This is a genomic window from Pantoea sp. ACRSC (genome assembly GCF_022346785.1).
Taxonomy (GTDB): Bacteria; Pseudomonadota; Gammaproteobacteria; order Enterobacterales; family Enterobacteriaceae; genus Pantoea; species Pantoea alvi.
Genome location: NZ_JAKRNN010000021.1, coordinates 36,584 through 47,893 on the forward strand (window position 1 = coordinate 36,584; position 11,310 = coordinate 47,893).

Sequence of the window (11,310 nt, forward strand, 5' to 3'; positions counted from 1 at the left end):
TGAGGTTGCGAAGCGCATCACTAATTTTCGTCCCGCATTCCAGCGGCAATAAAAAGCCCGGTCGCGGCAGGCGCGGCCAGGCCTGAAAAGTTAAGCAAATTCTTTATTCTGTCAGGATGGTTTCCACCTGCGCCGGGCCGCTGTTCATGCCCCAGTAGGGGTTAGGCCCCCAGTAGCCTGGATGATGACGCGACGGGCCGTACCAGATCCAGGGATCGACAGGCTGCGGCGGGGTATTAATCTGCTGCGTCAGATGCCAGCGCTGATAGCCGCGCACATCTACCACGACAAAGTTATAGCTGGCGTCACCAATGGTGCCCTTCTCCGTGCCCTTGATATTGCCCAGCACCGTCACGTACTGGTTATTCACATCGGTGGGATCGACAAAGTTATTAATATCGGCATAAATCCGCCCGACCGACGCGGCGCCTAAACGCGGGCGTGCGCTATCGTCCAGCGGCTGCGTGGCGATCTCCAGCCGCGTTTTGCCGTTAAGATTGGTGACCTTAACGACTTTGCCGCCGAAGCGGGACTCCTGACCGACGTAGAGCGACGGATCGTTCATTACCCGCACCAGATCCTGCTGCGGAAGCTCGGAACTTCCTTTAATGGTATCCGGCACCGTCACGCATCCGCTAAGCAGCAGCGCACCTGCTAACAAAACACCGGACATTCCTTTATGACGTACTGACATAGGCATTCTCCTAAAAGATGTTTGTTAGACTGGCGCGCCTGCAATAAGTTGCGCTCCAGAGACTCAACGGCCCGGCAATTTTTTCCACGCCACTTCGTTGCGTAAATAGGTGGGTTCGGCGTGCTCGGGCTGGACGGTTTCGCCGCGCTGCCACGCCTGTTGGGCCAGCGGCAGCATATCTTCGGCGGCGGGCAGTTCAACGCCGCTCGCTTTGAGGGTTAAGGCGTGCCCCTGCTGCAGCTGCGGCCACGCCTGCCAGCCGGTGCCGGCGGTAAACCACTCGCCCTCCAGCGCCTGCATGCGCGCCAGCGCCGCCTCCGGCGACAGCACGCTTTCGCTCGCTTCGCCCTGCCAGACGCCCTGCTCATCGCGCTGATACTCAGCCCAGTAAACTTCGCCCATGCGCGCGTCAATCGCCGCCAGCACGCGCGTCGCGCCCTGCTGGCGCCAGGCGCCCTGCGCCAGCGTCGCCAGCGTCGAAACGCCGATCATCGGCAGCATGGCGCCGAGCGCCAGCCCCTGCGCGATACCGATGCCGATACGCACGCCGGTAAAGCTGCCGGGGCCGCGGCCGAACGCCAGCGCGTCGAGCGCCGTCAGCTCCAGCTGCTGCGCCTGCAGCAGCGCCTCGATTAGCGGCAGAATACGCTGCGTATGGTCGCGCGGCGCGATTTCAAAACGGGCATCGATCTGCTGCTGATTAAGCAGCGCGGCTGAACAGGCTTCTGTCGCAGTGTCCAGCGCCAGGATTCGGGAAGACATAACAACCTCGGGTCATTCAAAACGGCGCGCATGTTAGCACAGCCAAAGGAAAATTACTGTTTCGCTTGCTGCGTGAAGGCGATGGCGCGCGCCAGATCGCGGGTGCGCGGCGTCGGCGGCAGGCTGTTGAGAAACAGCGCGCCGTAGGGACGCGACACCAGCCGCTGGTCGCAAATCACCAGCACGCCGCGATCGTCCGTATCGCGGATCAAACGCCCCACCCCCTGCTTCAGGGTAATCACCGCGTCCGGCAGCTGCACGTCGCTGAAGGGATCGCCGCCGCGCAGGCGGCAATCTTCCATACGCGCCTTCAGCAGCGGATCTTCCGGCGAAGTAAAGGGCAGCTTGTCGATAATCACCAGCGACAGCGCATCGCCGCGCACGTCGACTCCCTCCCAGAAGCTGCTGGTGGCCACCAGCAGCGCGTTGCCCGCCTCGATAAACTGCCGCAGCAGCTGGCCTTTGCTGGTTTCGCCCTGCACCAGCACCGGCAGCGTCATGCTGGCGCGAAACTCCGCCGCCAGCTCGCGCATCATCAGATGCGAGGTACAGAGAAAGAAGCAGCGTCCTTTATTAGCGTCGATCAGCGGCTTCATCATGCGCGCCAGCTGACGCGCGCCGCCGGGCCGGTTCGGCTCCGGCAGATTGCGCGGTACGCAGAGCAGCGCCTGACGGCTGAAGTCGAACGGGCTGTTAAGGATCAGGGTTTTCGCGCTGCTGACCCCCAGGCGATCGGCGAAATGGTGCATCTCTTCATTTACCGCCAGCGTCGCAGAGGTGAAAATCCACGCCGCCTTGCGCGCGTCCATAACTTCGCGGAAGCGCTCTGAGACGGAGAGCGGCGTCAGGGCGAGCGTAAAGTGGCGCGAAGTACACTCGTACCAGTAGCTGTAGCCGGGCTCGTTAATGGCGCGCAGCCGCTTAAGCCGCCCGCGATAGAGCGCAGCGCGCTCAAAGGCCGCATCCAGCAGCGCCGAGCGTCCCAGCGACATTTTTATTACGTCGTAGCAAAGCTCGAGCGCGTCGTCGAGCAGGGTGAACATGCGCTGCACGTTGTTGTCAGTGAAGAGTTCGCGCAGATTGCCACGGTAGCCTGGATCGCCCAGCATCAGGCGAAAATCCTGCGCGCACTGCGCAAGGCGGTCCGCCGATTTCTGCAGCTGCTGCACGTCACGCACTTCGGTGCGGTAGGCAATATTAATATCTTTCGCCAGATCGAGCAGCTGGCGGCTGGAGAGCTGCTGGCCGAAGTACTGGCTGGCGATATCGGGGAGCTGGTGCGCCTCATCGAAGATCATCACGTCCGCTTCGGGGATCAGCTCCGCAAAGCCGCTCTCTTTAACCACCAGGTCGGCGAGAAACAGATGGTGGTTAACCACCACCACGTCGGCGTCCATGGCGCGCTTGCGCGCTTTGACCACGAAGCAATCTTTGTAGAGAGGACAGTCGCTGCCGAGGCAGTTGTCGTTGGTGCTGGTCACCAGCGGCCAGATGGGGCTGTCTTCGGTAACGCCGCCGCAGCTACTGATATCACCATCAACGGTTTGCGACGACCAGCCGCGCAGCGTAACCAGATCGCCCAGCGTCTCGGCGTTAAGATCGCCGCCCGCCATTGACTGCTGTTCCAGCCGCTCCAGACAGAGGTAGTTGGAGCGCCCCTTTAGCAAGGCGGTTTTGCCGGTGAAGTTCAGCGCCCTGGCAATGGTCGGCAGATCGCGACCGTAAAGCTGATCCTGCAGCGCCTTGGAGCCGGTTGATACAATCACTTTTTTTCCGGCGCGCAGTGCAGGCGCGAGATAGGCATAAGTCTTGCCCGTTCCCGTTCCCGCCTCTACCACCAGTTCGCCGCCAGCCTTAACGGCCTCTTCTACTGCCTGCGCCATTTCACGCTGCGCCTCGCGCGGCTTAAAGCCGGCAATCGCCTGCGCCAGCGCGCCATCTACTGCAAAATCGTCCGCCACACTTCCTCACCCGTTTCGGCAAAAACACTGTAATTATGTCAGTATTCCGCCGGCCGCTCCACAACTGATGACAGCGCCCCCTGGACTGTGCCAGGCTATCAGCTGGAAAAGTAAGGAGAAACAATGACCATTACCCGTATCGATCCCGAACATCGCATGTCTGAAGCGGCAATTTACCTGTAAAACAGTAATTTAACCCTGCTCTACCGCGCTCACACGTCCCATGATGTTAAAACATGCAAAGGCTTGGAAAAGGTATCAAACCTTTGCGTGTCCCAAATCTGTCTCAGCACTTCGAATGAAAAACATGCACGCTTCATCTAGGCTGTCGTTGCCCACCCCGTAGCCTGCTCAGATTGGCGCGGTATACCTCTGCCCCGTCGCCGGGGCTTTTTTATGATGTGGCAATTTCATTGTGTTGTTCATTCATCTGTGAAGCCACTTCTTGCTGTCGTTGGTTGTAAGCGGAATCAGCCGGCATTTCCAGACGAACGTCAATCCATGTTTCGTCCGGTATATCAATTAGCGCCCCTTTACCAACAGTCAAATCTCCATCCTCAGTAAGCGTGTATTTTTGCTTGTAGCAACGAACTACCACACCTTCTTCTGTTTCCTCTGCTTCAGCCAAAGCAATTATTCGACCCTGACCATTACCACAATCCATCACAGACCACAGGTCTTTAGCCAGGCCGATAGCGCCCTTAATCAGGTAGGTGCCCGTATCAGTTCTGGATACCGTGCAACCTTTAGATTCTTCATTGCACAGACCTCGAACAGTAGTCCAGGTGTATTCTTCATTGTTAACGCCCAGAAGATCGCTTCGACTGGACGTGTCGCGGCTATTAACGATGCGTACTATGGGCGATGCGGGAACAAGCGCGCCGCTAGAATTTGTAGTGGTATTGGATGTGGAATAAAGCTTACGAGCCGTGTACGTTCCGTTAATATTAGTTGCGTAAATTACGTTACCACCGGTCCCAAGCGCTAAATAATGCTGCCATATTCCAGAGCCCGCAGCACCAGACGTGTCTGTACGATTGTTTACCTGGATACAGGTTCCGTACTGCTCATTGTATCCTAATGGAGTATTGTTGAAGGTCCAGATGCCTGCGCCCTGAAGATTAGCAGTTATGGCTCCAGCTGCGAATAAGTTTCTGAATGTCTCTGTATTCAAGTCCGTTCGGTCTATTTGGTCCTGCAATGCCAGACTTTTTAATCCCAAATCTGTACGCGCAGTTGCAGCAGTCCTGCCATCAATTAGGTTTTTCCACGCAGCGGACTTGTCTGCCAGATCGCCAAGATTCTGACTCTTATCTACCTTGCCAGAAACTGAATTTACAACGCTATTCCATGAAGGCCCGCTATATTGGCTGCCATCTGGCAAAGTGACTGTAATATTTCCTGACGCGCTATAAACCTGCTGCCAGTTCGCTTTGTCCAGATTTAATCCGCGAATTGATTTGGCTACATCGGCGGCTAATTGTGCCGTAATGCCAACAAGTGCGGCGTTCGCTACCGCATTCCATGCAAGGCCGGAAGTCGTAGGCCCGCCGTATGCATTAATCAGTGTTACGCTGGTAGCTGAATTCACAGACTGAACGCCGAGCGTATATGTGACGCCACCCACTACCGCTACAATGAAGTCATTCGCTTTAAGCTCTGTCGTAAAGCTGGTTTCAGACCCTGTCACGGAAGTGGAGTTGTTAGTAAGTGTGATAGTGCCTGCGGGCATAGTTTTCTCCGGGCAATAAAAACCCGGCACGGTGGCCGGGTATATTTAGTTAATGAATATCAGGTATGGAACTGGTTGGCTGTAGGGGATGCAAATAATTGTGCACTCCATGTGCAGTATTCTGATGAACTCTGGTTCAAAGCGCCCGCAGCGAACACCATAGTTGCTGAGGACGTGCCTATATCCACACTGTAGGTGTAAATAGATAACGTTACGCCATTGGAGGTTATGGATGTCGCTGCTGTAATCTCATTTCCCGCTATAACTAATTTTGATGCGCCCTGACTGTTGTTTCGTACGCGGAATACGGTACCTGTCAGCGTCATGGGGACATCACCTTTACCAGAAGTGCCATCCCAGTAAACCGTATTAGACGCGTTAGTTGTGGTCTGCCCAAATGAGAAGCTTTTGCTCTGCATCAAAGGGCCATTTATCCGGGATGCATTTAGCGTTCCTAATATAGTGCAGTCCTGGTTTATGGTGACATTATTTAGCGTGCCGGTGTTTGCATAAATAGCGCCCCTTACGGTAGCGTTGCTTAGTTCAGCACTTCCGTTTTTATTTATGCTCCAGCCAGTACTTCCTGCAACGTAATTATTTGACTGAATAAAGTTTCCAATCTTCGCATTAGAGATAGTTCCGTCAGCTATAAACGCCTGATTAATAAATACCTGGCCGTTCTGAACTGCAAATGGAGAATAGAAGTTATTTCCCGCTGCCGACATGATTGCAAACCGGTCAGCAAGGAAAAGAACCTGCGACTGCATCCCCGCCGGAGTGTTTTCAACGCCGATGCCCATGCCTGCTGCATACTGGCGTCCATTACTGTCTACAGCGACCTTTACCGAGTATTGGGCTGACAGCTTCCCATTAGTTTCTGCCAAGGCTGTAGAGGTTTGTTGAACGGCTGCGGTATTTGTTTCGACGCTTGCCTGTACTTGCTGAAATTGCTGAGCATAAGCCTGGTCATTAGTGGCAATTGTCTGGCTTATAGTCAGAATGTCAGCCCTGTTTTTGCCAGACTCTGCAATCTGATGGTCGACAGTTTGGTCAAGGTTCAGGGCGTTCTGAAGCATTGCGTCTATATTGGTGTCAACCTTTGAGACAAGCTGTTTACCTGCATCTGTATTCAGCACATCTTCGACAATGTTGCCGAGGATTTCCGATGCATCGATGCTTGTATTCCCTTCAACCCACCCCGTCCAGTCTCCCATATTTCCTATGCGATCAACCAGTCTCGCCCGATACCAGCGGCGAACCCCTGCGGGCATTGGCCCGTGCTGATAACTGGCGCCAGGATAAGGAACGCTGACCAGTAGCTGTGGATTCTGACCATCGGCAGTCGTTGACTGCTGAATTTCGGTGTACGCTGTATCTCCTGAACCTTCCGGGAAGCCCCACGTCACATTGATATGCCAGACCACATCCTGCGATGCAGTAAAGTTTACCGGCGTTCCAGGCTTTCCGACCTTGCCGTTCAATGATGTTGATTCTGCATATCCCCATGGAGATGAAACCTCTGCTGCGTTTACGGCGCGCACGCGTACGTCATAAACGCCGGTGTAGATGCCGCTGATGCTGAAGCCCTGCGCGCTGGTCTGGCTTACGTTAATCCAGTCGCCCTTGTCTTTGCGCCACTGAGCTACGTAGCTGATAGCGCCATCTACTTTGTCCCATGTCACCTGCATAGTGGCTACGGACAGCCCCTGTTCGATAAAGCTGACTTCACTGATTTTGATGTTGGTCGGCGCTTTCAGTACGCTTATCGGCGTCACGGTAATGGGCGCGGGTTCAATGCGTACGCCGTCATCAATGTAGCGATATTTGTTCGGATCGTGCTGAACGCCAGAAACGGTAAAGGTGCCGTCATCGTTGCTGGCAATCGAGGTAACGCGATAATACTGAATAGCCAGGTTGTCGCTGTCGATGGCCCATACTGCTCCCGCTACCGGTGCCTGCCTGAATGGCGTGTTAACCGTTACCGACCGCTTATCGCTGCTGACGCTGGAAATCGTTCGAGTCTGCGCCGTGCCGTCTGGCAGGTTGACCACCAGACGATCCCCCGCGCTGTAATCAATAGCGCGGTCCAGCTTGATCGTCAGTCCATTAACAGCGCTGATGCGCCCGCCATTCTGCCTGCCTGCCCTGAAGGGGTCGGCCACGCCGATAATTTCTGCGGGAACGGGTAAGTAACCGTCCAGCCCTGTGCCAAAAGAAATGGTGCCGTCTTTGGCGTTAGACAGCAGCGCCCAGCGGCCGCGTCGATGCGCCTCACTCTGCGAGGTACAGCCGATCGCCGTCAGAGACATTTCCCGCACGTCGTAACGCTGCACCAGGTCAGAATCGTAAACACCCTCAACCGTATCGGAATAATGGTTTACCGGGTCCGACCATGATACCTGACAGGAAGAATAACGGTTTTTATAGCTGCCGCCGGCATACGTGAAAAGACCGTCAATGACATTGGCAGAATGGTAGACGAAATCGACGTCCATTTTGCCGCTGGAGTCAGTCTGGGGAACATCAGCATTAACAAAAATCTGGCTGTTACCCCAGAACGTGATGCCTCGAAATATGGCAGCGATATCCTTGAGGACGTTATAAGCATCCTGCTGGCTTTGAATAAAAACATTGCAGGTAAATCTTGGTTCTGTGCCGCCCGCGCCATTGGAGACCATCTCGTCGCAATACTGCGCAATAGAGTACAACTCCCATTTGTCGATCATCGAAGCGTCGACGCGGTTCCCCATGCCGTAAATTTTATCCAGGACCAGGTCATAGAAAACCCAGGCCGGGTTATCGGTATAAGCGAACTTAAATTCCCCTTGCCAGTTACTGCCGTAAGTTCGGCTTACCGGGTCATAGGTATTTGGTACGCGTACCAGTTTCCCCTTCGGCTTACAGGTGATTTTTGGGGCGCTGCCGTTAAACTGGCTGGCATCCACCTCAACGTACAACAGCGCAGTATTTGGATAGCGCAGCTTACTGTCGATGACCTCGGCAAAAGAGAAAACCTTGAAGGCGTTAACCAGCTTGGCTGAAGAAGAGTCGGCAGTGATGCGGCGCACCCGAATTGCCCAACCAGAGGACGCGTCCGGCAGATCGATTCGGTGATCGCGCTGGTATTCAGACGTAGTTTTACCGTCAAACCTGCCATCAACAACTGTCACCCACGAGCCGCCATCGGTGGAAAGGTCGACAGCATACTGTGTGACCGTACCCACCATGTCGCCGTTGTCCTTATAGGCATACTGCGCCGGCAGGCTAAGTTTAATGCGCACAGCATCGAGCGAAAGATTGGTGTACTGGCGTGTCCAGGGCACAGACTGTGTAACCGTCACGCCTACAGACAGCTCGTTATCAACCTCCGGCATGCCCTGAATATAGGTCTGGTCCTGCGTGCCCCTGCGCCAGTCCCAGATCACGCCGGTAAAGTTATAGGTGCCGTCATCATTGGCAAGCTTGGTATCGTTCAGGTAAATCTGCTGTGCAGTGAGATCACCCTGAATCTCACCTTCTGAGATAGCCAGCAGCATTTTCAGTTTAGCAATAGAGAGAAGATCGTCCGCCTGCTCTGTCGGCGTGTGAGCCTTGCCGCCACCGCCTTTGTTTCCGTGAAAAATAGTTTCGCCGCTGAGAAGTCGCATATTTTACCCATAAAAAAAGCCACCCGGAGGTGGCCTGTCTGCCTGATGATAACTACTGCTGATCGCTGGTAAAGCTGCCTGCGCTGATGATGGCGCCGCCGATTTCGCGCGTACCATAGAGAAGTGGAACGGGATACCCCATAGCTACCGTGTTCACCGGCGCGCCAAAGGCATAGTTAGGCTTATTGTCCGTGCTCGATGACGCGCCGACATTATATTTAGGCTGAGGGGTCAGCATCTGGACGACGCCGCCCAACGTCATGCTCAGTCCGAGGCCAGTAAGCGCTGTCGTTACGGCGGCTGGTACCGTGCCACTTAACCCGATTGCAGCAAGTGACGCACCTGCTGTGAAGTAAGCTGCTACCAGCGCAACAGCCCCGATGACGATCTGCAGGACGCCGCCGCGCTTCGAACCTTCCAGAACCGGCTCCATTTCGAACTCTGTTGCGGCAGATGACATATCAAACTCCTGCAGGCCGATATTCTCTTTACCGCTGAAAAACGCGAAGCGGACGCCATTCAGGTGGGCATTCGAAACGTATTTCTTAAAGCCAGGCACCTGCGAGCACATCGCTCTGATGAGTTCGCGTAAATCGGCGACGTGATACTGGTGAACACGTCCGAACTTTTTACCCAAAAGCCCCTTGAGCCGCATTGTTTTAAGCATCCATTAGCTCCTTTCTGCGCACAACGCGCACGGTCCTGTTACGCCAGTAATCCCCATAGGGAACGCGGGTAGAAAGATTGCCTGAGTTGTGGTGAAGGATCTGATTGTTGCCAAGGTAAATGGCCGCGTGATTGGTGACTGGCGCCTGAATCTGCATCATGATCATGTCACCCTCTCGCATGTCCGAGGCCGACACCTCAACAAACCCCTCAGCCTGCCAGTTGTCGTCGTAGCGGCTTTCTTTACCTTCTATCCACCATTCATAATCAACCGACCAGTTATTGAGGGTGATGTCGTGCTCCTGCCGGTAGTAATCCATGATAAGTGTCCAGCAATCGGCATAACCCAACACCCACTGCCGTCCGACCAGTTCACGGTCGCCTCGCGGGCTGATCGTACAAAAGTCACCGTCAGGCCAGGACATAATCCCCCACTCTATGCCTGAGTAGTCACACAACACCCTGTCGCGCTCTGAGGGGATTAGTTGTGGAACGTCAGGGTGAGAGTGAACGAGCATCAGAATTGTGCCCTGCGCTTCTGCTGCTCGCTTCTCCGCTGGCGCGATAATAAATTGCTCAGTGGGGTTCTCTGACACGTTGCTGCATGGAATATATTCCTGCGTCCGGCCAATCTGTACTACCAGGCCGCAAGCCTCTTTTGGATACTCGTCGGCAACATGCTTTTGTATCGCCGCCATGATTTTTTTGCGCATGACTATTTCCCCTGAAGATTGGCAGCCGGGAAGCCCCCGAATGACAAGGGCTGGCCTTCGCCGAACCGCGCTTTGCAGTCCGCCATACGGCCACCGCACACGTCTTTCGACGGGTCAGCTGTAGTCGTGCCGTCTTTGGTGAAGTAATTTGTGCCGTTGTAATCGCACCCTGTACCAGACCGATACCAGCCGCGCATACACCAGGTACAAACCGGTGTAATCTGACGTGACGGCAGCTGTAGGCTCTGAATATCGAACGGCGAGCACAGTTCAAAATCCACCTGAGAGCGGTTCTCTGCCGTCTTTGCATTGACGTAAAACAGCTGCACCCGCTCTTCTTGCGGGTTGGCGTTCGGGTTGCCCGCCGTCCAGTTTGCCGCGTCCAGGTACTTCGTCATCGTGGTGCGGATTCTGACTTTCGCTTTCACCAGATCGTCGAACTGGAGGCAGAGTGCTGTGACGTAGTTACCCACATTGCCCACTGACAGTTTCGGCGTCGGCTGCGAACCGGAGCTGGACATCTCCATCCCACTGAGCTCATACGGATACGGCTCGTACTCATTCCCCTGCCAGATGATAGAGGGAAGATTATCCGCAGCGAATGAAGCCCAGCCGTCAGTCGGCAGGTTATAAGCATGAAAGCGCAAGATGGTATCAAGGCCGAATGCAGTGCCATCAATTTCAATCAGCTGCACTACTCCGCCCGGCTCCAGCGCCTGAACGTCCTGAGAAAAGCTCATATTTCACCCAATAAAAAAGGGCGCATAAGCGCCCCTGTTAAGCTGTGACATGTCACGGTGCAAAAGCCTGTTCAAATGTGAAAGAGATCTCCACAAAGTTACCGTTTATAAAGCTCGGGCGGATTGAATCAGCCTTAATCCGGTACAATTTCCGCTCGCCCCACGGATTAACCCACCAGCATGATGTGGTGACATGCGCTTTCAAAAAAGCCCTTACACCGGCCATTTCAGCTTTGCTGCCGCTACAGGTTACGGGCCATGATTCACGAACGCTGTTGATGCCTGCTGCTGCTACCTGTTTATAACCATCGCCAAACTGCGCCTGCATGGTGGTTACATCGAGCTCTTCCGTTGCGCCCGTCCTCACGCACCAGCCAAATTCATCTGTCGCCATC

At 54.8% G+C, this 11,310-nt stretch carries 9 protein-coding genes; all 9 read right to left on the reverse strand.

Annotated features, from left to right (window positions below; translation table 11 throughout):
- Positions 1–103: 103 nt before the first annotated feature.
- Positions 104–694: a Slp family lipoprotein gene (locus MHZ97_RS17790; RefSeq protein WP_103796187.1), complete on the reverse strand. Its 591-nt coding sequence runs from the start codon at positions 692–694 to the stop codon at positions 104–106.
- Between the two features lie 63 nt (positions 695–757).
- Complete coding sequence (gene tsaB, locus MHZ97_RS17795; protein ID WP_103796032.1) at positions 758–1,456, reverse strand: tRNA (adenosine(37)-N6)-threonylcarbamoyltransferase complex dimerization subunit type 1 TsaB; 699 nt, start codon at positions 1,454–1,456, stop codon at positions 758–760.
- Between the two features lie 53 nt (positions 1,457–1,509).
- A complete protein-coding gene (locus MHZ97_RS17800; protein WP_103796033.1) occupies positions 1,510–3,417 on the reverse strand; it encodes an ATP-dependent DNA helicase in 1,908 nt (635 codons plus the stop codon).
- 394 nt (positions 3,418–3,811) lie between these two features.
- On the reverse strand, positions 3,812–5,149 hold the full coding sequence (locus MHZ97_RS17805; protein WP_239315266.1) for a hypothetical protein: 1,338 nt from the start codon (positions 5,147–5,149) through the stop codon (positions 3,812–3,814).
- 59 nt (positions 5,150–5,208) lie between these two features.
- The gene (locus MHZ97_RS17810) at positions 5,209–8,796 is read right to left on the reverse strand and encodes a DUF1983 domain-containing protein (protein ID WP_239315267.1); all 3,588 of its coding nucleotides are present in this window, start codon (positions 8,794–8,796) and stop codon (positions 5,209–5,211) included.
- 52 nt (positions 8,797–8,848) lie between these two features.
- Positions 8,849–9,463, reverse strand: a complete 615-nt coding sequence (locus MHZ97_RS17815) for a tail assembly protein (RefSeq protein WP_239315268.1) — start codon at positions 9,461–9,463, stop codon at positions 8,849–8,851.
- The gene (locus tag MHZ97_RS17820) at positions 9,456–10,175 is read right to left on the reverse strand and encodes a C40 family peptidase (RefSeq protein ID WP_239315269.1); all 720 of its coding nucleotides are present in this window, start codon (positions 10,173–10,175) and stop codon (positions 9,456–9,458) included. Before MHZ97_RS17820 ends, MHZ97_RS17815 begins: the two co-directional genes overlap by 8 nt.
- A 2-nt stretch (positions 10,176–10,177) precedes the next feature.
- Positions 10,178–10,915 (reverse strand): phage minor tail protein L, encoded by a 738-nt coding sequence (locus tag MHZ97_RS17825; RefSeq protein WP_239315270.1) that lies wholly within the window; start codon positions 10,913–10,915, stop codon positions 10,178–10,180.
- 52 nt (positions 10,916–10,967) lie between these two features.
- Entirely contained in the window at positions 10,968–11,309 is a 342-nt protein-coding gene (locus tag MHZ97_RS17830) for a phage tail protein (protein ID WP_239315271.1), read from the reverse strand.
- Between the last annotated feature and the right edge of the window lies 1 nt (position 11,310).

Excerpts from the sequence above, each read along its gene's own strand:
- MHZ97_RS17825 (WP_239315270.1), bottom strand. The coding sequence starts at position 10,915 with ATGAGCTTTTCTCAGGACGTTCAGGCGCTGGAGCCGGGCGGAGTAGTG.
- MHZ97_RS17820 (WP_239315269.1), bottom strand. The coding sequence starts at position 10,175 with ATGCGCAAAAAAATCATGGCGGCGATACAAAAGCATGTTGCCGACGAG.
- tsaB (WP_103796032.1), bottom strand. The coding sequence starts at position 1,456 with ATGTCTTCCCGAATCCTGGCGCTGGACACTGCGACAGAAGCCTGTTCA.
- MHZ97_RS17830 (WP_239315271.1), bottom strand. The coding sequence starts at position 11,309 with ATGGCGACAGATGAATTTGGCTGGTGCGTGAGGACGGGCGCAACGGAA.
- MHZ97_RS17810 (WP_239315267.1), bottom strand. The coding sequence starts at position 8,796 with ATGCGACTTCTCAGCGGCGAAACTATTTTTCACGGAAACAAAGGCGGT.
- MHZ97_RS17815 (WP_239315268.1), bottom strand. The coding sequence starts at position 9,463 with ATGCTTAAAACAATGCGGCTCAAGGGGCTTTTGGGTAAAAAGTTCGGA.
- MHZ97_RS17790 (WP_103796187.1), bottom strand. The coding sequence starts at position 694 with ATGTCAGTACGTCATAAAGGAATGTCCGGTGTTTTGTTAGCAGGTGCG.
- MHZ97_RS17805 (WP_239315266.1), bottom strand. The coding sequence starts at position 5,149 with ATGCCCGCAGGCACTATCACACTTACTAACAACTCCACTTCCGTGACA.